Raw genomic sequence first — 23,480 nt, 5'->3', positions numbered from 1 at the left:
GTCACTGGGCGAATAGCCCCGGTTACGGTCCGGGACGTAGGTCTTTAGGCCCTAGGCTGGGAGCGTCAGATACCGCGCGCCGCGGTAGCGATCTGTACGAAAGTGGGCGAACCCTTCCGTGTCCTCGAATGCTGAGTCAGAGTCGATCAGTGCTGTGAGTGCCATCTTCGGAGCCAACGAGTGGCTGGTCGACGAGCTGTACGAGCAGTTCCTCGCCGACAAGAACGCCGTCGACCCTGCGTGGTGGGACTTCTTCGAGAGCTACACCCCGGGAGAGGCGAGCCCCGACACCTCGTCGATCGGCGGCGCGCCCGCAGGCAGCGCCCCGCAGGCAGCCCCGGCTCCTGCAGCCCAGCAGCCTGCCTCGACGCCGGCACCGGCAGCCCCCGCCCAGCAGGCCCCGGCCGAGAAGGCCAGCGCCGCAGCAGCAGCCCCGCGCACCCACGGCGAGCAGGCCGCCCGCCAGGCGCAGAAGGTCCAGAAGGCCGCCGAGTCGCAGGAGGCCGCCGTGCACGCAGACTCCCCCACCCAGCCCCCCGTCGCCACGGCCCAGCCCGCGACGGCCCCCTACGCCGAGGTCGCGAAGGTGCGGACCTCCCCGTCGGCGACCGAGGGACAGGACGACGTCCAGAAGCTCCGTGGCCCTGCCGCCCGGGTCGTCTCCAACATGGAGGCCAGCCTCACGGTCCCCACGGCGACGTCGGTGCGCGCCGTGCCGGCCAAGCTCATGGTCGACAACCGCATCGTCATCAACAACCACCTCGTCCGCGGTCGCGGTGGCAAGGTCTCCTTCACGCACCTCATCGGCTTCGCGCTCGTCGAGGCCCTCAAGGAGATGCCGTCCATGAACGCGAGCTACGCGCTCGTCGACGGCAAGCCCTCGGTGATCCAGCCGGCGCACGTGAACTTCGGTCTCGCGATCGACCTCCCCAAGCCTGACGGCACCCGCCAGCTCCTCGTCCCGAGCATCAAGGCTGCCGAGACGATGGACTTCGCGCAGTTCTGGGCCGCCTACGAAGACATCGTCCGCCGCGCCCGCAACAACAAGCTCACGGTCGAGGACCACCAGGGCGCCACGATCTCGCTGACCAACCCGGGCACCATCGGCACCGTGCACTCCGTGCCGCGCCTGGTCACCGGCCAGGGTGCGATCATCGGCGTCGGCGCCATGGACTACCCGGCCGAGTTCGCCGGGGCGTCGCTCGAGCAGCTGTCGAAGATGGCGATCTCCAAGGTCCTCACCATCACCTCGACCTACGACCACCGCATCATCCAGGGCGCGCAGTCGGGTGACTTCCTGCGGATCCTCGGGCTCAAGCTCATCGGTGAGGACGGGTTCTACGACCGCGTCTTCGCCTCGCTGCGGGTCCCCTACGAGCCCGTGCGCTGGGTCCGCGACAACACCGTGGACGCCGACGCCGAGGCCGCCAAGCCGGCGCGCATCGCCGAGCTCATCCACTCCTACCGCTCGCGCGGCCACCTCATGGCCGACACCGACCCCCTCGCGTACCGCCAGCGCAAGCACCCGGACCTCGACGTCCAGACGCACGGCCTGACGCTCTGGGACCTCGACAGGGTGTTCCCGGTCAACGGTTTCGGCTCCAAGCCCAAGGCGACGCTGCGCGACATCCTCGGCCTGCTGCGCGACTCCTACTGCCGCACCATCGGCGCGGAGTACATGCACCTCGCCGACCGCACGCAGCGCAAGTGGCTCCAGGCCCGCCTCGAGGCCGGCTACGAGCGCACCCCGCGCGAGGAGCAGCTGCGCATCCTGCGTCGCCTCAACTCGGCCGAGGCCTTCGAGACCTTCCTGCAGACGAAGTTCGTCGGGCAGAAGCGCTTCTCCCTCGAGGGTGGCGAGTCGGTCATCGCGCTCCTCGACGGCGTGCTGTCGGGCGCTGCCGACGCCGGCCTCGACGAGGTCTGCATCGGCATGGCGCACCGCGGTCGCCTCAACGTCCTCGCGAACATCGCGGGCAAGAGCTACGCGCAGATCTTCTCCGAGTTCGAGGGCAACCAGGACCCCCGCACGGTCCAGGGCTCGGGCGACGTCAAGTACCACCTGGGCACGGAGGGCACCTTCACCTCCGAGTCGGGCGCGACCACCAAGGTGTACCTCGCGGCCAACCCCTCTCACCTCGAGGCCGTCGACCCTGTCCTCGAGGGCATCGTCCGCGCCAAGCAGGACCGCATCGACCTGGGCGGCGACGGGTTCTCCGTCCTGCCGATCCTCATCCACGGCGACGCGGCGTTCGCAGGCCAGGGAGTCGTCACCGAGGTGCTCAACCTCGCCCAGCTGCGCGGGTACCGCACAGGCGGCACCATCCACGTGGTCATCAACAACCAGGTCGGCTTCACCACCGGGCCGTCGTCCTCGCGCTCCACGCTGTACTGCACCGACGTGGCCAAGGGCCTCCAGGTGCCGATCTTCCACGTGAACGGCGACGACCCCGAGGCCGTCGTGCGCGTCGCACAGCTCGCCTTCGAGTTCCGCGAGGAGTTCGACCGCGACGTCATCATCGACATGGTCTGCTACCGCCGCCGCGGTCACAACGAGGGCGACGACCCCTCGATGACCCAGCCGCTCATGTACAACCTCATCGAGGCCAAGCGCTCGGTCCGCAAGCTCTACACGGAGAACCTCGTGGCCCGCGGCGACATCAGCGTCGAGGAGGCCGAGCAGGTCCTCCAGGACTACCAGGCCCAGCTCGAGCGTGTCTTCACCGAGACCCGCGAGGGTGGCTACACCCCGCCCGCCAACTCCGACCCTGTCGCCGGTCTCGAGCGCCCTGAGTCCCAGCGCGAGGACGCCGGCACGATGGTCGGCTGGAAGACCGCGACCGACCAGTCGGTCCTCGACCGCATCGGGCAGGCGCACGCCACCCCGCCGGCCGGCTTCACTGTGCACCCCAAGCTCGCGCAGCTCCTCGAGAAGCGTGCGGCGATGTCCTCCGAGGGTGGCATCGACTGGGGCTACGGCGAGATCCTCGCCTTCGGCTCGCTGCTCATGGAGGGCACGCCGATCCGCCTCGCCGGCCAGGACTCGCGCCGCGGGACCTTCGTGCAGCGCCACGCCGTGATGCACGACCGCGAGACGGGCGCCGAGTGGACCCCGCTGCTCTACCTCTCGGGCGACCAGGCGAAGCTCTGGGTCTACGACTCCTCGCTCAGCGAGTTCGCGGCCCTCGGCTTCGAGTACGGCTACTCGGTCGAGCGCCCCGACGCACTCGTGCTGTGGGAGGCGCAGTTCGGCGACTTCGTCAACGGCGCGCAGACGATCATCGACGAGTTCATCTCCTCGGCCGAGCAGAAGTGGGGCCAGAACTCCTCGGTCGTCCTGCTGCTCCCGCACGGCTACGAGGGCCAGGGACCGGACCACTCCTCGGCCCGCGTCGAGAGGTTCCTCCAGCTCTGCGCCGAGGACAACCTCACGGTCGCGTTCCCGAGCACCCCGGCCTCGTACTTCCACCTGCTGCGACGTCAGGCCTACGCCCGTCCGCGCCGCCCGCTCGTGGTGATGACCCCGAAGTCGATGCTGCGCCTCAAGGCCGCCGCCTCGCCGACCGAGGACTTCACGAGCGGCACCTTCCGCGAGATCATCGCCGACGACCTCGCCGAGGCTTCTGCCTCGTCGGTCGACCGGGTGCTGCTCTGCTCGGGCAAGGTCTACTACGACCTGCTCGCGCACCGCGTGAAGAGCGGCGACAGGTCGACGGCGATCGTGCGTCTCGAGCAGCTGTACCCGCTCGAGGGCGAGATGCTCCGCGAGGCGCTCGCGCCCTTCGGTGACGCCGAGGTCGTCTGGGTCCAGGACGAGCCCGAGAACCAGGGCGCGTGGCCCTTCATCGCGCTCAACGCCCCGGAGGCCATCGGCCGCGAGATGCGTGTCGTCTCGCGCACGGCGTCGGCCTCGCCGGCGGCCGGCTCGGCCAAGAAGCACCTCGCCGAGCAGACCGACCTGGTCGAGCGCGCCTTCGCCCGCTGACCCGGCTGCACGACCGCTCCACGTGGACGGGCGCACGACACGCGAAGGCGTGGCGGGCGCCCGTTCCGCGTCTGGCGCGCCGACCTGACGGAGAATGGGCTCAGCAGCCGTGACAGGCTCAGCACGACCGGACGCCCGGCATCCCTCGCCGTCCCCCAGCACCGAACGACCAGGAGCACCCGTGACATCGCCAGGCCAGGACCAGCTCCGCATCTGCGTCGTCGGAGACGAGCTCGCCGCAGGCGTCGGGGACCCGAAGGGCCTCGGCTGGCTGGGCCGGGTCACAGCCCGCACCCACTCCCCAGCGCTCACCATGGTCTTCCCGCTCGTGGTCCCCGGCGAGACGACGACAGCGCTCAGCGCCCGCTGGGAGGGCGAGTTCAACCGTCGGGCGACAGGTGCCCCCGAGGTCGACCACAGGCTCGTGATCGCCCTCGGCCGCGCTGACGTCGACGCCGACCTGTCGGTCGCCCGCAGCCGCCTCAACCTCGCGAACATGCTCGACGTCGCCGACTCCCGGCGCATCCCGGCCTTCGTCGTCGGCCCGCCCCCCGGTGCGGACGCGGACCGCGAACGGCTCGCCGAGCTGTCGTCGGCCTTCGGGGACGTGGCCAACCGCCGCCGCGTGCCCTACGTGGACACCTTCACCCCCCTCGTCGACCACGAGCAGTGGCTCGGCGACATCGCTGCGAACGGCGTCCCGTACCCCGGCCAGGCCGGCTACGGACTCATGGCGTGGCTCGTCCTGCACACGGGCTGGTACGGCTGGTTGGGGCTGCCGGACGACGACGCGAGCGCCTGAGGGCTCGCGGACTGCCGCTAGGGGGCGAGCACCGTGCGCCCATCGGTGACACACCCGGCGACGCGTCGCACAGCGCCGTGACACATGACGAGAGCCCGTCCCCTGAGGGGCGGGCTCTCGTCGTGCGAGCGTCTGGTCCGGTCAGGCAGGATGCTCAGACCACCTGACACCGACCGCCGCGCTCGCTGTCGCTGTCGCTGTCAGAGCGTGTGCGAGACGGTGACGTCTCCGGAGACCGTGCTGGCGTCGACGAAGAGCGTCGCGCCGGCCTCGGCGCGGACGATCTGCGCCGTGCGGTTCTCCCCCGTGATCCGCTCGCCGTCGAAGGACGCCGTCCCGGTCACGGTGCGCGCCTTGAGGTCGATGCCCGTGCCGGGGGCGACCCGCACCGAGATGCGCCCGGAGACCGTCTTGGTGCTCACGTGCCCGGCGCTGCCGGCCAGCTCGAGGGCGACCTGGCCCGAGACGGTCTGCACGTCCGCCCGGGTGATCGTGCCCGCCACGTGCGCCGTGCCCGAGACCGTCCGGACGGTGACCGGACCCGTGTGCTGCGTGACGGCTGCCCGTCCGGAGGCCGTCGTCAGGGACAACGGACCGGTGAGGCTGACAGCCTCGGCCGAGCCGCTCGCCGTGGTGACGGTGACCGGGGCCTCGACGTCCTGCACGCTCACGTCGGAGCGCGCCGTGGTGACCTTGACCGTCGCGGCGCGCGGGACCCGCACGACCACGTCGGCGGTGTCCTTGCCCGAGAAGCTCTTGACCCTGTCGACCAGGCCCTCGACACCCGAGAAGTCGTAGGAGACCGAGAAGGTCTCCCCCTCCAGCCGGGCGACGACGGGACGGTCGGACAGCGCGAGGACGTCGAGCTCGACGTCGACCCTGTCGTGCGCCTCCACACGGACCGAGCCGCCCGTCAGCGAGACGACCACGCGGGTCACGGGCCCGTCCCCGGCGCCGAAGGTCGGCTGCTCGCCGAAGGCTGCCGCAGCGTCGGCCGCGTTGGCCACCACAGAGGTCGTCAGGGTCCGCGGCTCCGCGATGACCCAGGTCTCGTTGCGCATGCACACACTCCTGTCGTCGGGGCGGTGCACGTCGGCTCGTCGGCTCTGCGCCCGGCCGGGTCCGTGCACCTCGTCGTCCCACCGTAGACGCCCTGGCTGGGCGTCACCAGAGACGTGCACCAGACCCGGCGACGACGTGATCGCCCCAGACCTACCCTGCGGTGCTGAGGACCTCGCGGTCGAGGCGGGTGAAGGGGCTCGACGGGAACACCTGCTCGGTGAGCGTCACCAGCCCACCCCCGACGTAGACCTCGACGACAGTCGCGTCGACCACCACGACGACGTCGACGACGTCGTCCGCCCCGACCGGCAGCGGTGCCCAGTCGACCGAGGGGAAGGCCGGGTGGAAGTCGACGGCACCGCTCTGCGTCCTGTCGCAGGTGATGCTGCGCTCGTCCCCGTCGACCGTGAGGACCAGCCGATCCGACCCGCCGTCGTCACCGGTGAGCACGAGGGCTGTCCGGTCGCCCACGCCGCAGGGCACGGAGAGCTCGAAGACGCCCGGGAGGACCTCCGCCGGCGGGAGGACCGGCTGCTGCCTCACCCGGTGACGCCCGTCCGCGCCCCGTACGAGGTCGACCACCCGGACGAGGGACATCGCTGAGCGCCACGGGGCTGTCGGGGTCTCGTTGGCGTACTCCCAGTTGCTGGCCCACCCGACCATCAGGCGTCGACCGTCCGGGACGTGGTTGAAGGAGACCGCGGCGTAGTAGTCACGGCCGTAGTCGAGCCAGTCGTGGTCGGCGGGCTCGGTCGAGGTCGACAGGCGCTCCGCGACGAAGGTCGTCCCGTCGAAGTCTCCGACGAAGTACTGCGAGCCTGATCCTCCGGCGATCCCGCCGGGGTTGAGGCTGACGACGAGCACCCAGCGGGTCTCGCCGGTCTCCTGCACGACGAGCGGGAAGAGGTCGGGGCACTCCCACACACCACCGGTCGCGTGCGCCGGGCCGAAGGCCGACGCGTAGGTCCACGAGAGGAGGTCGGGCGAGGTGTAGAGGACCGCACGCCTGTCGACGGCCTCGACGGCGACCATCACCCAGTGGCCCTCCCCCGGGCCGCCGTCGGCTCCGGTCTCTGCGCCGAACCAGAAGACCTTCGGGTCGCGGAACTCGGTCGACCCGATGTCCAGGACCGGGTTCCCCGCGTACCTGGTCCAGGTGGCTCCGGCGTCCACGCTGTAGGCCAGCGACTGCGACTGGATCGCCGGTGCACCGGCGCGAGGACGGGCCGCACTGGTGTAGACCGCCACGAGGGCCGTCTCACCGGGCCCTGCGAGCCCGCTGGTGTTCTGGCTGTCGACGACGGCGCTGCCCGAGAAGGCCATCTCGTCGTCGGTCGCCCAGATCGCGACGTCCTGCTCCTGCCAGGTCACGAGGTCGGTCGAGGTCGCGTGCCCCCACGAGATCTCCCCCCAGGTCGACCCCTGCGGGTTGTTCTGGAAGAAGAGGTGATAGGTGCCGTCGTGGAACAGCAGACCGTTGGGGTCGTTGAGCCAGGTGTCGCGCGCCGTGAAGTGGGCGACGGGACGCAGCGAGGGGACTGTGCCCGTGGAGGGAGGGGGGAAGGTCACGGTGTGGCTCCTGAAGAGTCGAGGGGTCGTCGTGCTGCGAGGGGGCGGCCGGAGCCGGAGCGGGCGGTGCGCCCGCTCCGGCTCGGTGGTCAGGCGCCGCCCTGCTGGAAGCGGTCGTAGGCCTGCTGGTAGGTCGCGGTCACGTCGTCGACGCCCATCGACTCGAGGGTCGAGACATAGCCGTCCCACTCGGCCCCGACGGTGCCCTCGACGATCCAGCTGGCGAACTTCTCCTTCACCAGGCTGTTGATGTCGGTCACGACGAAGGACGTCCGGTCGAGCTCGTCGGTCGAGAGCAGGACCGGGGGGTAGGCCTCGTTGGCCGCGTAGGGGGCGTAGTACTCCTCGACGAGGTCCTGGCGGACCTTGGCGCGCGGCTCGGGGGCCACGACGGTCTCGAAGTCCTCGGCCGTGGTGATCTTCGGGCCGCCGGGGGCGACCTTCTGGCGTCGCTCGCCCTCGGACTCGCCCTCGGCGGCAGGGATCTGGACCAGCATGCCGTCGGCGCCTTCTTCGAGGGTCACGCCGAGCGGGCCCCAGCTGGCCTGCGCGGACATCACCGGGTCGTAGAGACGGTCGGCCCAGCGCATGGTCGCTGCCGGGTAGGCGTTGGCACGGGTGATCGCCATCGCCCCGCGGCTGATCTCCTGGTTGTTCGCCACGCTCGCCAGGCGCTCTCCGTCGACACCCTCGAGGACGCCGAGCATCGCGTAGTCGCCGGCGCGGTCGTCGCCGACCATCTCCTCGAGCTCCCACCAGAAGAACGACCCGAGGACCGGGGTCTCGGCCTTGCCCTTGGACAGGTAGGCCACGTCGTCCTGCGAGAAGGACTCAGGGTCGATCAGACCCTGGGAGTACCACTCGGAGAGGCCTTCGATCCCGGCGCGGTACTCGTCGGTGCTCGCGGTGAACTGCACCTTCCCGTCCCGGACGATGCGGTGGTCGTTGTTCTCCGGCTGGCCGCCGAGGGCTGCGACGAGGTCGTGCGGGTTGGCGCAGAACGAGTCGGTCCTGAAGGACAGCGGGATCTCGTCGGCCTTGCCGTTGCCGTTCGGGTCCTGCGTCTTGAAGGCCTCGAGGGCCGCGTGGTACTCCTCGACGGTCGTCGGCATCGCCAGCCCGAGGGCGTCGAGCCAGGCCTTGTTGATGTACAGGAAGTTCGGGTACTGCAGGATCCCGAGCTCTTCGACCGAGGGGAGGGTGTAGATGTGCCCCTCGGAGTCGGTGAGCGCCGCCCGGATGTCGGGGCGCTCCTCGAGGATCGCAGAGAGCGTCGGGGCGTACTCCTCGATGAGGTCTTCGAGGGGCAGCAGCGTCCCGTTGCTGCCGTTCTGGACGATCTCGGCGTCGCTCAGACCCGTGTTGTAGAGGACGTCGGGCAGGCTGTCGCCTGCGAGCATGAGGTTCTTCTTCTCGGCGTAGACCTGCTCGGGGAGGTTGGTCCAGTCGATCGCGATGTTGGTGTCCTTCTCCCACTGCTGGACGAGCTCCATGTCGCCGTAGTCGGGGGCGAGGGCGGACTTCGTCCCGCCGAAGGTCAGCGTGATCTTCGTGTCGACGACCGGCAGCCCCTCGAGGTTGAGGCCGACGTCGGCCGACTGGTCGTCGACGGCTCCGCCACCCCCTCCTCCGCAGGCGGCCAGCAGCAGCGACCCGGTGACGGTGAGCGTGGTGACTGTGGTGAAACGGCGGTGTCTCATGAGGGTCTTCCTGTCGGTTCGGCGCATCAGGGGGAGCATGGGCGGATCAGCTCTTCACAGCGCCGAGCAGGGCGCCCTTGGTGAAGTGCTTCTGCATGAACGGCAGCACGACCAGGAGAGGGATGCTCGAGATCACGATCATCCCGTACTTGATCAGCTCGCCGAGGCGTTGTGCAGCGGCGTAGGAGTCGAGGCCGGCGGTGCCTCCGGCGGAGGTCACCTCGGACTGGATGAGGACATTCCTCAGCACCAGCTGCAAGGGGTACTTGCTCTCGTCATCGAGGTAGATGAGGGCGTCGAAGAACGCGTTCCAGTTCGCCACGAGGTGGATCATGATCATGAGGAAGATCAGCGGCTTCGACAGCGCCAGGACGATCTGGAAGAAGAACCTGAAGTCGTTGGCACCGTCCAGCTGGGCGGCCTCGCGCAGCTCGCCGGGGACGTTGTTCTCGAAGAACGCCCGGGCGATGATGAGGTTCCACACCCCGACGGAACCAGGCAGCACCACGGCCCAGATCGTGTCGAGCATGCCGAGGTCGCGGACCACGAGGTACCGGGCGATGAGACCGCCGTCGATGAACATCGTGGCGATGAAGACCATCATGATCACCTTGCGGCCGAAGAGGTCCCTGCGGGACAGCGCGTAGGCGCCGCACAAGATGAGGACCACGCTGATCGTGGTGCCCAGGACCGTGTACAGGACCGAGTTGGCGAAGCCCCTCAGGATCGCCGGGTCGGCGAAGATCCGCTGGTACCCCTCGACCGTGAAGCCCTTCGGCCAGAGCCACACCTGACCGTTGAGGATCGCCGAGGGCTCGCTGAACGAGGCGATGACGATGAAGTAGAGCGGGTAGAGGATCACGGCGATCGCGACCAGCAGCGTGCCGATCGAGACGACGGTGAACGCGGGGTCGCCGAAGCGTTCCCTGAAGGACCGCAGGGGTGGCAGCCTGCGAGGCTGACGCGGCGGCGGGTTCGAGCCTGCATCGGTGGCAGGGCTCGTCGGAGAGATCGTGTGGGTCATGGCGTCATCACCAGAGGCTCGATTGGCCTGCGCGCCTGGCGATCCGGTTGAACGTCAGGAGCAGGACGAGGTTGATCAGGGAGTTGAACAGGCCGATCGCGGCCGAATAGCTGAACTGCGCCTGCTGCAGACCTGCCTTGTACACGTAGGTCTGGATCACCTCGGAGGTCGGCAGGTTGAGGTCGGTCTGCATGAGCAGGACCTTCTCGAACCCGAGGTTGAAGAGGTTGCCGATCGCCAGGATGAACAAGATCGTCACGACCGGGAGGATCCCGGGGATGTCGATGTGCCGGATCCGTTGCCACCTGTCGGCGCCGTCGACCCGGGCCGCCTCGTGCAGCGAGGGGTCGATCGCGGTGAGCGCCGCGAGGTAGACGATCATCGAGAAGCCGGCGTTCTGCCAGATGTCCGACCCGATGTACAGGGGCCGGAACCAGTCGGGCGACCCCATGAAGAAGATCGGGTCTCCGCCGAGGGCGACGATCGCGTTGTTGACGATCCCCGACTGGGGCGAGAACAGCAGGTGGATCATTCCGACGACCACGACGACCGAGATGAACGACGGCGAGTACAGGACCGTCTGCGTGAACTTCTTGAACCTGTCGCTCTGCAGCTGGTTGACGATAAGCGCGAGGATGATCGGCACCGGGAAGGCGATGAGCAGCCCGAGGGCGTTGACCGTGAGGGTGTTGGCCAGGAGCCTCTCGAACTGGAACGAGCTGATGAAGCGCTCGAAGTGCTCGAGACCGACCCACGGGCTCCCGGAGAAGCCGTCGGCCGGGTTGTAGTTGCGGAAGGCGATCTGGGCGCCGTACATCGGCCAGTACTTAAAGACGAGGACCGAGAGCAGCGCTGGGGCTAGTAATACGTATAACTGCCAGCTCCGCCGAGCACGCCTCAGCGTCTGCCGGAAGCCTGCGGGACGTCGCACCGGGCGCGTCTGCGCGCTCCGGGGTGGGGACTTCGTGGTCATGCGGGCACCTTTGCCTCGGTCACCGATCCACGAGAGATCAGCGAGCACTCGACGGGATGCGCACCGGCGGTGTCCGGAGCGCCAGAGAGAAGGATCTCGACGGCCGTGGTGGCCATCTGCTCGTACGGGAGCTCGAGCGTCGTGAGCCCCGGGTCGAGATAGGGGGCGACCATCTGGTGGTTGTCGAAACCGACGATCGAGCAGTCCTGCGGGGTCCTCAGGCCGAGCCTCTCGAGGGCTCTGTAGGCACCCCAGGCCGTGCGGTCGTTCCCGCAGAAGATCGCTGTGGGACGGTCGGGTGCGGACATGAGCTCCGTGGTGAGGGCGAGCCCGTCCTCGACGATCCCGGTGCCGTAGCGGACCCAGTCCGGCCGCTCGGCGATCCCGGCCTCGTCGAGGGCCCGGCGGTAGCCGGCGAGACGTCCGATCCCCGCAGGCAGCGTGCTGTCCGGTGACTGGATGTTGATCATCGCGATCCGGGTATGACCGGCCTCGACCAGGTGCCGGGTCGCCGTGTAGCCGCCGAGCTCTTCGTCAGGGAAGACGCTCGGGACCCTCCCGGCACGGTCCTGGGCGTTGACGACCACGGTCGGGACGCCGGCGAGACCCTCGGGCACGTCGACCACCCTGTGGAACATCGACGCGTACACGACGCCCCGCACCCTGTAGGACAGCATCGTGTCGACCGCCGCAGCCTCGAGCCCGGGGTCGCCGAAGGTGTCGACCCCCAGGATCACGTTGCCGGTCTCCCACGCCAAGAGCTGCGCGCCCTTGAGGAGCTCTCCTGCGAAGGGCGAGCTCGCGACCTCGTCGGAGATGAAGCCGATCATCCCGGACTCGCCGCTGCGCAAAGACTTGGCGAAGGCGTTCGTGCGGTACTCGAGGTCGCGCACAGCGTCCATGACCCGGGCCCGGGTGGCGTCGGCGACCCTGCTGCCGTGCACGCGGTTGAGGACGAGCGAGACCGTGGCCTGCGAGACGCCTGCACGCTCCGCGACATCCTTCATCGTCACGGGCTGGGTACGTCGCACCATCGCTGCTCTCCATCGAGTCGGTTAATCGTATGACTGAAAGGTAGGGGCGGTCTGCGGGCGGTGTCAAGAGCCGTCTCGCGGCAGTCTGACGGAGGCGGTCGCGCAGGGCAGGCCGGGCGCGTCGACGCCGCGCACGCGGCGCTCGCCGGCCCCGGCCCGGCCCGCCCCTACCGCAGGGCGGCGACCTCAGCCGATCAGACCAGCACCGCGCAGCTCGACCGTGAGGTCCTGCGGGTTCGTCGCGACGGCGCACGCGTCCTCGTAGCTGACCACACCGTCGCGGACCAGGTCGAAGAGGTGCTGGTCGAAGGTCTGCATCTTGTAGTAGCCGCCGTCGGCGATGAGGTCGAGCAGCGGCGGGTTGTTCGCAGGGTCGACGATCGCCTCGGCCGTGCGTCCCGTGTTGACCATGACCTCGCAGACCACCCGGCGCCCGGCGGTGTCCGCCCGGCGCACGAGCCGCTGCGAGACGACCCCGCGCAGCGACTGCGACAGCGCGGCACGGACCTGCGTCTGCTCGTGCGGCGGGAAGAAGTCGACCACCCGGTTGACGGTCTCCTGCGCGTCGATGGTGTGCAGGGTCGACATGACGAGGTGCCCGGTCTCGGCCGCCGCGAGCGCAGCCCGCACGGTCTCGGAGTCGCGCATCTCGCCGACGAGGATCACGTCGGGGTCCTGGCGCATGGCCGCGCGCAGGGCCGAGCCGAAGTCGTTGGTGTCGTGGCGGACCTCCCGCTGGGAGATGATCGCCTTCTTGTCCTCGTGGAGCACCTCGATCGGGTCTTCGATCGAGATGATGTTGACCTCGCGGAGCGTGTTGATGAGGTCGACCATCGAGGCGAGGGTCGTCGTCTTGCCCGAGCCTGTCGGTCCGGTGACGAGGACGAGGCCTCGGGGTTCCAGGGCGAGCTCCCCGACGATCTCGGGCAGCCCGAGCTCGGAGAGCGACACCGTCCCCTCGGTCACGCGGCGCAGCACGAGCCCGACGTGCCCGCGGGCCTGGTAGGCGTTCACGCGGAACCGGCCCACGCCGTCGAGCTGATAGGCGAAGTCCGCCTCGTGGTTGCGCTCGAAGTCGCTCAGGAAGGAGTCGGGGAGCACCTCGGCGAGCATCGACAGGGTGTCGGCGGGCTCGAGCGGGACGACCTGCAGCTTGCGCAGCCGCCCGTCGACCCTGACGCGCGGCGAGGAGCCGACCTTGCAGTGCAGGTCGGAGGCTCCGGTGCTCGCGAGGGCGTGGAGCAGCGGGATGACGGACTGGCGCGTTTCGCTCACGTGCGATCCATCGGCAGGAGCGCAGCGAGACTTGAGGCACGAGGGCAGGTGACAGCCACCGCCACGCCCGGGTTCGAGGCACTGTCCTATGTGTGGGACCATAGAGACGAGGCTCGTGCGCTGTCGCGCGCGACCAACCAGTCCTTCGACGTCAGGGAGTAACCATGAGCAAGCGCGGACGCAAGCGTCGCAGCCGTAAGGGCAGCGCAGCGAATCACGGCAAGCGTCCCAACGCCTGATTCGTCGATACGTACACGAAGGGCCCCGTCGCAGCTGTGACGGGGCCCTTCGTGCGTCTGGGGGTGAGCGCCCGGATCCGGTGCTCCGGTACAGCCTGACGTGTCACGTGCGCACGTGACTCGGCCGAGGCACCGGCGGGCCTGCTCGCCCGGTGGTGCTCAGCCCTCGCTGAGCAGCGTGATCTGGGTGTGGATGCGCACGCGCAGGTGCTCGGGGGCCTGCTCGGTGCACGAGCGGCGGAGCAGGCGCTTGACCATCTCGTCGATGCCGAGCTCGGCGAGGCACGGAGAGCACTCGGCGACGTGCACGCGCATCTTCTCGGCGTCCGAGGTGGTCATCTCGGAGTCCAGGAACTCGAAGAGGTGCTTCATCACCTCGTCGCAGCTGTCGTCGTCTCTCACCGTTCCCCCTTCGTGCTCGTAGTCCCTGCCGTACGGTCTGCCCCTGCGAATCCCCGGTCGGCCGCGTAGTCCGTCAGCAGCGCGCGCAGCTGGCCACGCCCACGGTGCAGCCTCGACATCACGGTGCCGATCGGCGTGCCCATGATCTCGGCGATCTCCTTGTACGGGAAGCCCTCGACGTCCGCGAGGTACACCGCGATGCGACGGTCCTCCGGGATCTCCTGGAGGGCCCGCTTGACGTCCGAGTCCGGCAGCCTGTCGAGCGCCTCGGCCTCGGCCGACCGCAGACCCGTCGAGGTGTGCGACGCCGCCCGGGCGATCTGCCAGTCCTCGACGTCCTCGGCAGCAGACTGCTGGGGCTCGCGCTGCTTCTTGCGGTACGTGTTGATGAAGGTGTTGGTCAGGATCCTGTACAGCCAGGCCTTGAGGTTGGTGTCAGGCCTGTACTGGTGGAAGGCCGCGAAGGCCTTGGCGAAGGTCTCCTGGACCAGGTCCTCGGCGTCGCTCGGGTTGCGGGTCATCCGCAGCGCGGCGGAGTACAGCTGGTCGAGGTGCGCGAGCGCGTCACGCTCGAACCGTCGGGTCCGTTCGGCGTCGCCCTCGGCCTCGGGCGCGCGGTGGGTGTCTTCAGTCATCACGACCGAGCCTAGTCCCACAGGCACCCCGGTGCCTGCACGGGCAGCCCGGGTGGTCGTCGTCTCTTCCAGTACGCATGTCACGAGGGCGTCAACACGACTGCGGCCGCACGCATTCCCGGTCGCCTCTGCGACGCCCTCGCGCAGCGTCCGCCCACGTCCGGCGATAGAGTCGGAGCCAGACGGCGCCGACCCCGGCGCCAGCACCTGCGAGACCCCGCGGGACCTGCTGGACCAGCTGCTCCCGGCCGGGCACAGCGGGACCTGCCGGACCCTGGTCGTGAGGAGACCCACCGATGCTGCTGCGCAAGATCGCCCGACCCCTGCTGGCCACCTGGTTCGTGCACGACGGCCTCGACGCCCTCCGCCACCCTGCGGCGCACGCCGTGGCGGCGCGCGGTCCGGCCGACCAGGTCACCTCCCGGATCGGCCAGGCCCCGCTCACGGAGAACCAGCTCAAGACCGCCGTCCGCGTGCACGGCGCGCTCACCGTCGCCGCCGCCGTGTCGATGGCCACGGGTCGCGCACCGCGCCGCTCGGCCCTGTTCCTCGCCGCACTGACGGTCCCGGTCGCCCTCGCCGACCAGCCCTTCACCTCCGGCCCGGTCTCCCGCTCCGTGCGGACGGAGCGGTTCGTCCGCAGGCTCGGCGCCCTCGGCGCTGCGCTGCTCGCCGGCGTCGACACCGAGGGGCGTCCCGGCATGTCGTGGCGGATCGAGAACGCCCGCGACAAGCACGCTGCGATCAAGGCCGCCAAGGAGACCACGGCTGCGCGCGCAGCGCGGGTCGCGAAGGTGAGCAAGGCGGCGTCCTCCGCCAAGACGAAGGTCGTCGACGCGGTCACCCCTGACTGACCCCAGCTCTTCAGCCCCGTCCGCGGGGCCCTCGCACGCCACCGGGTGCCGAGACCGCTTCACGGTCTCGGCACCCGGTGCCATAACCTGGGGACCATGACGAGCACCCCCACGACGAGCCCCGCCGAGCACGCCGACCTCTGGGCTGCGCCGACCCTGGCAGCAGCCCCCGGCCGGCTCGACGCGACGGTCGAGGTCCCCGGCTCGAAGTCGCTCACCAACCGGTTCCTGGTGCTCGCCGCGCTCGCCGACGGCCCGGGCACCCTGCGCGGCGCGCTGCGCAGCCGCGACACCGACCTCATGGTCGCAGCGCTCCGCTCCCTCGGTGCGACCGTGGTCGAGGGCGAGAGCCCGAGCGAGTGGCACATCACCCCCGGCGCGGTCAGCGGGGACGTCACGGTCGACTGCGGGCTGGCCGGCACCGTCATGCGCTTCGTCCCGGCTGTCGCCGCGCTCTCCGGCGCCCGGGTGACCCTCGACGGCGACGAGGGCGCCAGGGTCCGTCCGATGGGACCGATCCTCGACGGGCTCCGCGGTCTCGGCGTGCGCGTCGACGACGGCGGGCGTGGGCTGCTCCCCTTCACCATCCACGGCACAGGCTCGGTCCGCGGCGGGTCGGTCGACGTCGACGCCTCCGCGTCGAGCCAGTTCGTCTCCGGTCTCCTGCTGGCCGCAGCGCGCTTCGAGCAGGGCCTCACGCTGCGCCACACGGGCACGACGCTGCCGAGCATCCCGCACATCGACATGACCGTCGAGCTGCTGCGCGAGGCCGGCGTGGTCGTCGACGACTCCCGACCGGCGATCTGGCAGGTCTCGCCGGGCCCAGTCGCAGCGCGCGACGTCAGGGTCGAGCCCGACCTGTCCAACGCCGGTCCCTTCCTCGCCGCAGCCCTCGTGGTCGGCGGCACGGTCCGCGTCCCGGGGTGGCCGGCGACCACCACCCAGCCCGGCGCGATGATGGCCGAGCTGCTGACCCGCATGGGCGGCTCCGCGCACCTCGAGGGCGACGTCCTGGCGGTCACCGGCACCGGCGAGGTCCGCGGGATCGACGTCGACCTGCACGCCGCGGGCGAGCTCGCCCCGACCATCGCCGCCCTCGCCGCGATCGCCGACTCCCCCAGCCGGCTGCGCGGCATCGCGCACCTGCGCGGGCACGAGACGGACCGTCTCGCGGCCCTCGCGACCGAGATCACCCGTCTCGGCGGGCAGGCCGAGCAGACGAGCGACGGTCTGGTCATCACCCCGCGCCCGCTGCACGGCGGGGTCTTCGAGACCTACCACGACCACCGCATGGCGACAGCGGGGGCGATCATCGGCCTGCGGGTGCCCGGGGTACAGGTCGAGAACGTCGGCACGACGGCCAAGACCCTCCCCGGTTTCACCGACCTGTGGTCCGGCATGCTCGCCGCACAGGGCGCGGGAGCCTGACCGCTGTGGGACGACGCCCGATCGACGAGTCCGACTTCCACAGCCGTCCGAGCAAGCGGGGCTCGCGCCCACGGACCAAGACGCGCCCCGAGCACGAGGACGCCGTCTCGGGCCTCGTCACCGGTGTCGACCGCGGCCGCTACACGCTCCTGCTCGACGAGGACCAGCCTGACGAGCACGTGATCTCGGCGATGAAAGCACGCGAGCTGACCCGGCAGCGTGTCGTCTGCGGCGACAGGGTCGACGTCGTGGGTGACACCTCCGGAGAAGAGGGCAGCCTCGCCCGCATCGTCCGGATCACCGAGCGCACCACGGTCCTGCGCCGCACAGCCGACGACACCGATCCCTACGAGCGCATCATCGTCGCGAACGCCGACCAGCTCGTCATCGTCACCGCCCTGGCCGATCCCGAGCCCCGCACCCGCATGATCGACCGCTGCGTGGTCGCCGCCTACGACGCCGGCATGGACGTCCTGCTCTGCCTCACCAAGGCCGATCTCGCCTCCCCCGACGCCCTGCGCTCCCTCTACGAGCCGATCGGTGTATCCGTCGTGACGACCTTCCGCGGCGACGAGGGCGAGATCACGCCGCTCGACGCCGTCCGCGACGCGCTCTCGGGGCGGACCTCGGTGTTCGTCGGGCACTCGGGGGTCGGCAAGTCGACCCTCGTCAACGCCCTGGTCCCCGGTGCCATGCGCACGACAGGCGTCGTCAACGACGTCACCGGGCGCGGACGCCAGACCTCGACCTCGGCGGTCGCCCTGCGCCTGCCCGAGCACGACGGAGCCCGCGGCTGGGTCATCGACACCCCAGGGGTCCGCTCCTTCGGGTTGGCCCACGTGCAGATCGAGCACCTGCTCACGGCCTTCGACGACCTCGACGAGGTCGCCCAGGAGTGCCCGCGTGGCTGCACCCACCTCGAGGGCTCTCCAGACTGTGCGCTCGACGACTGGGTCACCGCCGCCGACGACGACGAGGTGCGGGCTGCCCGCGCTGCCCGGCTCGACTCCTTCCGCAGGCTGCTGGTCTCGCGCAGCTGACGTCTCGCGCAGGCACGAGCCGGTGCGCCGTCCGCTGGTGACCTCCTGCTGGTAGACGCGCGCCGCGGCGCAGCGCCGCGACCTCACGAGATACGGTGAGGGGCATGACCGCCCGCTCCCAGTACGACGACGACCTCAGGCTCGCGCTCGTGATCGCCGACCAGGTCGACGCGCAGACCATGTCACGCTTCAAGGCCCTCGACCTGCACGTCGAGTCGAAGCCCGACCACACGCCCGTCTCCGACGCCGACAAGAGCGCCGAGGAGATCATCCGTGGGCAGCTCGGCAGGTCACGCGGCCGTGACGCCGTGCTCGGCGAGGAGTTCGGGGCGACGGGCCACGGCGCGCGCCGGTGGATCATCGACCCGATCGACGGCACCAAGAACTTCGTGCGCGGGGTCCCCGTCTGGGCCACCCTCATCGCGCTGGCCGACGGCGACGACATCGTCATGGGTGTCGTCAGCGCCCCGGCGCTCGGGCGCCGCTGGTGGGCCGCTCGCGGGACCGGCGCGTGGACCGGCCGTTCGCTGTCCTCGGCCACCCGTCTGCGGGTCTCCGGTGTCAGCGACATCGCTGACGCGTCGATGTCGTACTCGAGCCTGAGCGGGTGGGAGGAGCGCGGTCGGCTGCCGCACTTCCTCGACCTCTCGCGCCAGGTGTGGCGCACCCGCGCCTACGGGGACTTCTGGTCCTACATGCTCGTCGCCGAGGGAGCCGTGGACATCGCCGTCGAGCCCGAGCTCGAGCTGTACGACATGGCGGCCCTCGTGCCGATCGTCACCGAGGCCGGTGGACGCTTCACCTCGCTCGCCGGTGTCGACGGGCCCTTCGGCGGCAACGCGGCTGTGACCAACGGGCACCTGCACGACCACGTGCTCTCGGCCGTGGGGTTCCAGACGCACTGAGACACCTCAGCGCCGCAGCGCGACGGCGGCCCTGCGCCCGCAGCAGCCGCCCAGCGCCCGCCGCAGCCGCGCAGCGGCGGCGTCAGCGAGCAGCCCCCAGGAAGATCAGCGAGGGATCGAGGAGATCTCGGTCGCGTCGTACCAGAGCAGGTCGCGGTCGGCCAGACGCTCGATCGCGTCGTCGTCGCCACCCATGACGGCCTGGATGTCGCTCGCGGCCTCGGGCTCGTCGACGTGCGCGCAGACGATGCGGACGCCCGTCAGGGGACCCTCGACCGTCACTGCGCTCGACGCGACGTCGTCGTCGTCGGCCGCCGCCTCGACAGGTCGGACCGAGGAGTCGGGGACGTCGACCGACACGACGGCGCGGAGCCACGGGACGGCGGGGTCGGCGGCCACGAGGACGAGCGAGTCGTCGGCTGCGGCGAGCTGGGCGACGTACTCGACCTCTTCCAGGTCGTCGACCCCCTCGGCGGCGAGCTCGGCCACGAGGGCCGGGGTCGCGGCGTGAGCCCCCCGCGTCTCGAGCGTCATGGTGGGGCCGGTGAGGGCGTCGATCTCGGCGAGCGTCACGGGGACGTAGAGGCGCATGGCTCTAGTGTGCCACCCGTGGCACACCGGGACGCCGAGTCCACAGAGGCGACCTCCGGGTGATGTGGGCGACTTATCCACAGGGTCCTGTTTGTCTGTACTTCGTCAACCTCGCATAGCTATACCTAGAGGACCGAGGACCCGGGCAGGAGTCGACGGAGCCGGACGTGCAGTCAGGCCCGAGCACTGGTCTCGGGCCCATCTGTCACCTACCGAAGGACCACCATGACTGCGCTGGCCCCTACAGCCCCCGCCGCCGACAGACAGGAGCTCCGTCGCACCGACACGGCATCTGTCAACCGAGAGAGCTCAACCGCTACGGTCTCGGCACGCCACGGGCTGCGGCACAGGGCCGCTCCGGCGCCGGTGCGGCGCACACCTGCCCCACCAGGACGAGAACCCGCCGCCGACCCCGGCGACCCGACGGCGCTGTGCTGCGCCGTCGCCCACGCCGCGACCGAGGTCCTGAGGGGTGTGCGCCCTCTGGCACAGCTCGTGCGGTCGGTGTCCCCCGAGGTCTACGACCAGCTCGAGGCGCTCGCCCGTGTGCGGTCCGCCGCACGCGACCGCCGGGGCGCACCACCCACCCCGCAGTCCCGCTCCAGGGTCCGCAGGGCACGCGTGGTCCGGGTCGCGCCGGAGGCCGCCGAGGCCACCGTGATCATCGACGACGTCGACAGGGTCAGGGCCGCCGCCCTCCGTGTCGAGCTGCACCGCGGACGGTGGCGCGTCGTGGTGCTCGAGATCGGCTGACACGACTGGCTGAAGCACGACCAGCGTCGCGCCAGAGCTCCAGCATCGCGCTGGCATCGAAGGTACCCAGAACGCAGAGAGGGCCCCACGGTTGCCGTGGGGCCCTCTCTGTCGTGTAGCCGTGCAGTCCTGCTCCGCTGTCAGGGGCAGCCCCTGCCGGCCGACGTCACTTCTTCTTCTTCGCCCGCCGACGCTCTTCGCGGTTGCCCGACCCGTCCTCGTCGTCGGTGGACACCGTGCGCGTGGCGCCGCCCTCGCCGGTGACCACGGCACCGACGCCGTCTTCGCTCGGGGCCGTGTAGCTGAGCGGGACCTTGCGGTCGGGGCCATCCAGCCCCTTCGCCACGAGAACCTTCTCGGTGCCGTCCTCGTCGGGCTGGGCGACGACAGCACCAGCCGCTCCGAGAGCCTGGGCGGCAGCCGTGCCGGCAGCTGCCGCAGCACCTGCTGCCGTCACCGCCGGAGCGGTCTCGACCTTGACCTCGAGGTTGAACATGTATCCGACGGACTCTTCCTTGATGGCCTCGGTCATGGCCTGGAACAGCAGGAACCCCTCACGCTGGTACTCCACGAGCGGGTCGCGCTGGGCCATCGCGCGCAGACCGATGCCCTCCTTGAGGTAGTCCATCTCGTAGAGGTGCTCGCGCCACTTTCGGTCGAGGACCGAGAGCACGACGCGACGCTCGAGCTGGCGCATGTTCGCCTCGCCGAGCTCGGTCTCGCGAGCCGTGTAGGCGTGCTCGGCGTCGGAGAGCACCTCGGTGAGGATGAGCTCGTGGGTGAGCGCGTCGACGCTCCCTGCCTGGGCGACGACCTCGTCGACCGTGATCGAGACCGGGTAGACGGCCTTGAGCGCGGTCCACAGGCCTTCGAGGTCCCACGAGTCGGGGTGACCTGTCGCGGTCGCACCCTCGACGTAGGCGGTGAGCACGTCCTTGATGAAGTGCTGGATCTGCTCTGCCATGTCTTCGCCCTCGAGCACACGACGACGCTCGTCGTAGATGACCGAGCGCTGGCGCGAGAGGACGTCGTCGTACTTGAGGACGTTCTTGCGGATCTCGAAGTTGCGGCTCTCGACCTGGCCCTGGGCCGAGGCGATGCCTCGGGTGACGATCTTGGACTCGAGCGGCATGTCGTCGGGGAACCGCTGCATCATCGAGTCGGCGAGCGCGCTGCCGAACAGGCGCATGAGGTCGTCCTGGGTCGACAGGTAGAAGCGGGACTCGCCCGGGTCTCCCTGACGGCCGGAGCGGCCACGCAGCTGGTTGTCGATACGACGCGACTCGTGGCGCTCGGTGCCCAGCACGTAGAGACCGCCGAGCTCGGCGACCTCGTCGTGCTCGTCGGCGACGGCCTTCTTCGCTGCCTCGAGGGCGTCGGGCCACGCGGCCTCGTACTCCTCCGGGGTCTCCGCGGCGTCGAGGCCCCGTGCCTTGAGGTCGGCGATGGCGAGGAACTCGGCGTTGCCGCCGAGCATGATGTCGGTGCCTCGACCGGCCATGTTGGTGGCGACGGTGACAGCGCCCTTGCGGCCGGCGAGGGCGACGATCGACGCCTCACGCTCGTGCTGCTTGGCGTTGAGGACCTCGTGCGGGACGCCCTGCTTCTTCAGCTTGGCGGCGAGCAGCTCGGACTTCTCGACGCTCGTCGTCCCGACGAGGACGGGCTGACCGGCCGCGTGGCGCTCGACGATGTCTTCGACGACGGCGTCGAACTTCGCGTTCTCGCTCTTGTAGATGAGGTCGGGCTGGTCGATGCGCTGCATCGTGCGGTTCGTCGGGATGGGGACGACGCCGAGCTTGTAGGTGCCCTGGAACTCGGCAGCCTCGGTGTCGGCCGTACCTGTCATGCCGCCCAGCTTGCTGTACAGGCGGAAGTAGTTCTGCAGCGTGATGGTCGCGAGGGTCTGGTTCTCGGCCTTGATGGCCACGCCCTCTTTGGCCTCGATGGCCTGGTGCATGCCCTCGTTGTAACGACGGCCGGCCAGGATACGGCCGGTGTGCTCGTCGACGATGAGCACCTCGCCCTTGATGACGACGTAGTCCTTGTCGCGCTTGAACAGCTCCTTCGCCTTGATGGCGTTGTTGAGGAAGCCGATGAGCGGCGTGTTGAGGGACTCGTAGAGGTTGTCGATGCCGAGGTAGTCCTCGACCTTGGCGATCCCGGGCTCGAGCACGCCGACGGTGCGCTTCTTCTCGTCGACCTCGTAGTCCTCGTCGACGGTGAGGCGGCGCACGACCCGGGCGAACTCGCCGTACCACTTGTTGGCGTCGCCCGAGGAGGGGCCGGAGATGATGAGCGGGGTGCGGGCCTCGTCGATGAGGATCGAGTCGACCTCGTCGACGACGGCGAAGTTGTGGCCGCGCTGGACGAGGTCGTCGGTCGACCACGCCATGTTGTCGCGCAGGTAGTCGAAGCCGAACTCGTTGTTCGTGCCGTACGTGATGTCCTTCGCGTACTGCTCGCGGCGCTCTGCGGGCGTCTGCCCGGACAGGATGCAGCCTGTGCTGAGCCCGAGGAAGCGGAAGACACGTCCCATGAGCTCGCTCTGGTACTTGGCGAGGTAGTCGTTGACGGTCACGACGTGGACGCCGTCGCCCGACAGCGCGTTGAGGTACGCGGGGAGCGTGGCGACGAGGGTCTTGCCCTCACCGGTCTTCATCTCAGCGATGTTGCCGAGGTGGAGCGCCGCACCGCCCATGAGCTGGACGTCGAAGTGGCGCTGCCCGAGGGTCCGACGGGAGGCCTCGCGGACGGCGGCGAAGGCCTCCGGGAGGAGCTCGTCGAGGGTCGCGCCCTGGGCGATCCGCTCCTTGAAGCGGTCGGTCTCCTCGCGCAGCTCTTCGTCGGTGAGCGCCTCGAAGCTGTCTTCGAGGGCGTTCACCTGGTTGGCGAGCCCTGAGAGCTTCTTGACGATGCGCCCCTCGCCGAAACGTAGGACCTTATCGAGGATCGCAGCCACGCAGTACTCCCGGTTCGAGTTCACAGCTCTCCCGCCGAGCCGAGCGGCTCAGAGGGCATACAACTCTCATCGTATGCGAGACCGGACCGGTCTCGACACACCTCTGCCGGGCGATGTCGGAGCCGACCTGGGAGGTCGTGGTGGTGGGCGCCGGGCCGTGGTGGTGGACGCCGGGTCGGGTGATGGGCACCAGGTCGGGTGGTGGACGCCGGGTCAGGCGGTGGATGCCCGGTCAGGCGGTGGGCGC

Annotated in this window: 19 protein-coding genes; 8 read left to right on the top strand and 11 right to left on the bottom strand. The window is 69.9% G+C overall.

Going from position 1 to position 23,480, the window contains the following annotated elements; translation table 11 throughout:
- Positions 1-154 precede the first annotated feature (154 nt).
- Positions 155-3,985, top strand: coding sequence for a multifunctional oxoglutarate decarboxylase/oxoglutarate dehydrogenase thiamine pyrophosphate-binding subunit/dihydrolipoyllysine-residue succinyltransferase subunit (locus HZZ10_RS13370; RefSeq protein ID WP_156382895.1), 3,831 nt, complete (start codon positions 155-157; stop codon positions 3,983-3,985).
- 181 nt (positions 3,986-4,166) lie between these two features.
- On the top strand, positions 4,167-4,787 hold the full coding sequence (locus tag HZZ10_RS13365; protein ID WP_056136890.1) for a GDSL-type esterase/lipase family protein: 621 nt from the start codon (positions 4,167-4,169) through the stop codon (positions 4,785-4,787).
- 200 nt (positions 4,788-4,987) lie between these two features.
- Here HZZ10_RS13365 and HZZ10_RS13360 read toward each other — a convergent pair whose 3' ends face one another.
- The 7 genes from HZZ10_RS13360 to HZZ10_RS13330 all read right to left on the bottom strand — a co-directional run bounded on the left by HZZ10_RS13360 (position 4,988) and on the right by HZZ10_RS13330 (position 13,424).
- Positions 4,988-5,848 (bottom strand): DUF4097 family beta strand repeat-containing protein, encoded by an 861-nt coding sequence (locus HZZ10_RS13360; RefSeq protein WP_179913881.1) that lies wholly within the window; start codon positions 5,846-5,848, stop codon positions 4,988-4,990.
- A 151-nt stretch (positions 5,849-5,999) separates the two neighbouring features.
- On the bottom strand, positions 6,000-7,418 hold the full coding sequence (locus tag HZZ10_RS13355; RefSeq protein ID WP_179913880.1) for a glycoside hydrolase family 32 protein: 1,419 nt from the start codon (positions 7,416-7,418) through the stop codon (positions 6,000-6,002).
- A gap of 89 nt (positions 7,419-7,507) precedes the next feature.
- The gene (locus tag HZZ10_RS13350; protein WP_179913879.1) at positions 7,508-9,118 is read right to left on the bottom strand and encodes an ABC transporter substrate-binding protein; all 1,611 of its coding nucleotides are present in this window, start codon (positions 9,116-9,118) and stop codon (positions 7,508-7,510) included.
- A gap of 46 nt (positions 9,119-9,164) precedes the next feature.
- Positions 9,165-10,142, bottom strand: a complete 978-nt coding sequence (locus HZZ10_RS13345; protein ID WP_179913878.1) for a carbohydrate ABC transporter permease — start codon at positions 10,140-10,142, stop codon at positions 9,165-9,167.
- Positions 10,143-10,149: 7 nt separating this feature from the next.
- Positions 10,150-11,115, bottom strand: coding sequence for an ABC transporter permease (locus tag HZZ10_RS13340; RefSeq protein ID WP_179913877.1), 966 nt, complete (start codon positions 11,113-11,115; stop codon positions 10,150-10,152).
- On the bottom strand, positions 11,112-12,149 hold the full coding sequence (locus tag HZZ10_RS13335) for a LacI family DNA-binding transcriptional regulator (RefSeq protein ID WP_179913876.1): 1,038 nt from the start codon (positions 12,147-12,149) through the stop codon (positions 11,112-11,114). The genes HZZ10_RS13340 and HZZ10_RS13335 overlap by 4 nt, the downstream gene beginning before the upstream one ends.
- A 186-nt stretch (positions 12,150-12,335) precedes the next feature.
- Complete coding sequence (locus HZZ10_RS13330; RefSeq protein ID WP_179913875.1) at positions 12,336-13,424, bottom strand: type IV pilus twitching motility protein PilT; 1,089 nt, start codon at positions 13,422-13,424, stop codon at positions 12,336-12,338.
- Between the two features lie 164 nt (positions 13,425-13,588).
- On the opposite strand from HZZ10_RS13330, the gene HZZ10_RS20175 reads away from it, so the two are divergent.
- Positions 13,589-13,663 (top strand): 50S ribosomal protein bL37, encoded by a 75-nt coding sequence (locus HZZ10_RS20175; RefSeq protein WP_156968370.1) that lies wholly within the window; start codon positions 13,589-13,591, stop codon positions 13,661-13,663.
- A gap of 159 nt (positions 13,664-13,822) precedes the next feature.
- Here HZZ10_RS20175 and rsrA read toward each other — a convergent pair whose 3' ends face one another.
- Together rsrA and HZZ10_RS13320 are read right to left on the bottom strand one after the other, a co-directional pair.
- A complete protein-coding gene (rsrA, locus tag HZZ10_RS13325; RefSeq protein ID WP_082544226.1) occupies positions 13,823-14,065 on the bottom strand; it encodes a mycothiol system anti-sigma-R factor in 243 nt (80 codons plus the stop codon).
- Positions 14,062-14,772 carry a sigma-70 family RNA polymerase sigma factor gene (locus tag HZZ10_RS13320; protein WP_306526180.1) on the bottom strand — a complete coding sequence of 237 codons (711 nt, stop codon included), beginning with the start codon at positions 14,770-14,772 and terminating at the stop codon, positions 14,062-14,064. Before HZZ10_RS13320 ends, rsrA begins: the two co-directional genes overlap by 4 nt.
- Positions 14,773-14,996: 224 nt before the next feature.
- Between HZZ10_RS13320 and HZZ10_RS13315 the strand changes: the two genes are divergently transcribed.
- The 4 genes from HZZ10_RS13315 to hisN all read left to right on the top strand — a co-directional run bounded on the left by HZZ10_RS13315 (position 14,997) and on the right by hisN (position 18,927).
- Positions 14,997-15,554 (top strand): DoxX family membrane protein, encoded by a 558-nt coding sequence (locus HZZ10_RS13315; protein WP_179913873.1) that lies wholly within the window; start codon positions 14,997-14,999, stop codon positions 15,552-15,554.
- 96 nt (positions 15,555-15,650) lie between these two features.
- The gene (gene aroA, locus HZZ10_RS13310) at positions 15,651-16,982 is read left to right on the top strand and encodes a 3-phosphoshikimate 1-carboxyvinyltransferase (protein WP_056136877.1); all 1,332 of its coding nucleotides are present in this window, start codon (positions 15,651-15,653) and stop codon (positions 16,980-16,982) included.
- A gap of 5 nt (positions 16,983-16,987) precedes the next feature.
- Entirely contained in the window at positions 16,988-18,022 is a 1,035-nt protein-coding gene (rsgA, locus tag HZZ10_RS13305; protein WP_056137156.1) for a ribosome small subunit-dependent GTPase A, read from the top strand.
- A gap of 104 nt (positions 18,023-18,126) precedes the next feature.
- Positions 18,127-18,927, top strand: coding sequence for a histidinol-phosphatase (hisN, locus tag HZZ10_RS13300; RefSeq protein WP_056136875.1), 801 nt, complete (start codon positions 18,127-18,129; stop codon positions 18,925-18,927).
- A 105-nt stretch (positions 18,928-19,032) separates the two neighbouring features.
- On the opposite strand, the gene HZZ10_RS13295 is transcribed toward hisN, so the two are convergent.
- Positions 19,033-19,518, bottom strand: coding sequence for a DUF6912 family protein (locus tag HZZ10_RS13295; protein WP_179913872.1), 486 nt, complete (start codon positions 19,516-19,518; stop codon positions 19,033-19,035).
- A gap of 225 nt (positions 19,519-19,743) precedes the next feature.
- Between HZZ10_RS13295 and HZZ10_RS19595 the strand changes: the two genes are divergently transcribed.
- Positions 19,744-20,271: an Rv3235 family protein gene (locus HZZ10_RS19595; RefSeq protein WP_056136870.1), complete on the top strand. Its 528-nt coding sequence runs from the start codon at positions 19,744-19,746 to the stop codon at positions 20,269-20,271.
- Positions 20,272-20,437: 166 nt separating this feature from the next.
- On the opposite strand, the gene secA is transcribed toward HZZ10_RS19595, so the two are convergent.
- Positions 20,438-23,233, bottom strand: a complete 2,796-nt coding sequence (gene secA / locus HZZ10_RS13285) for a preprotein translocase subunit SecA (protein WP_056136868.1) — start codon at positions 23,231-23,233, stop codon at positions 20,438-20,440.
- Between the last annotated feature and the right edge of the window lie 247 nt (positions 23,234-23,480).

The organism is Sanguibacter inulinus (assembly GCF_013415325.1).
GTDB lineage: Bacteria > Actinomycetota > Actinomycetes > Actinomycetales > Cellulomonadaceae > Sanguibacter > Sanguibacter inulinus.
The sequence above is the reverse complement of the archived record's forward strand: the minus strand, read 5'-3'. Positions and strand labels throughout refer to the sequence as shown.

Coding starts and splice junctions, on each gene's coding strand:
- HZZ10_RS13315 (WP_179913873.1), top strand. CDS start 14,997: ATGCTGCTGCGCAAGATCGCCCGACCCCTGCTGGCCACCTGGTTCGTG.
- hisN (WP_056136875.1), top strand. CDS start 18,127: ATGACCGCCCGCTCCCAGTACGACGACGACCTCAGGCTCGCGCTCGTG.
- HZZ10_RS13350 (WP_179913879.1), bottom strand. CDS start 9,118: ATGAGACACCGCCGTTTCACCACAGTCACCACGCTCACCGTCACCGGG.
- HZZ10_RS13345 (WP_179913878.1), bottom strand. CDS start 10,142: ATGACCCACACGATCTCTCCGACGAGCCCTGCCACCGATGCAGGCTCG.
- HZZ10_RS13340 (WP_179913877.1), bottom strand. CDS start 11,115: ATGACCACGAAGTCCCCACCCCGGAGCGCGCAGACGCGCCCGGTGCGA.
- HZZ10_RS13295 (WP_179913872.1), bottom strand. CDS start 19,518: ATGCGCCTCTACGTCCCCGTGACGCTCGCCGAGATCGACGCCCTCACC.
- HZZ10_RS19595 (WP_056136870.1), top strand. CDS start 19,744: ATGACTGCGCTGGCCCCTACAGCCCCCGCCGCCGACAGACAGGAGCTC.
- HZZ10_RS13335 (WP_179913876.1), bottom strand. CDS start 12,149: ATGGTGCGACGTACCCAGCCCGTGACGATGAAGGATGTCGCGGAGCGT.
- aroA (WP_056136877.1), top strand. CDS start 15,651: ATGACGAGCACCCCCACGACGAGCCCCGCCGAGCACGCCGACCTCTGG.
- HZZ10_RS13360 (WP_179913881.1), bottom strand. CDS start 5,848: ATGCGCAACGAGACCTGGGTCATCGCGGAGCCGCGGACCCTGACGACC.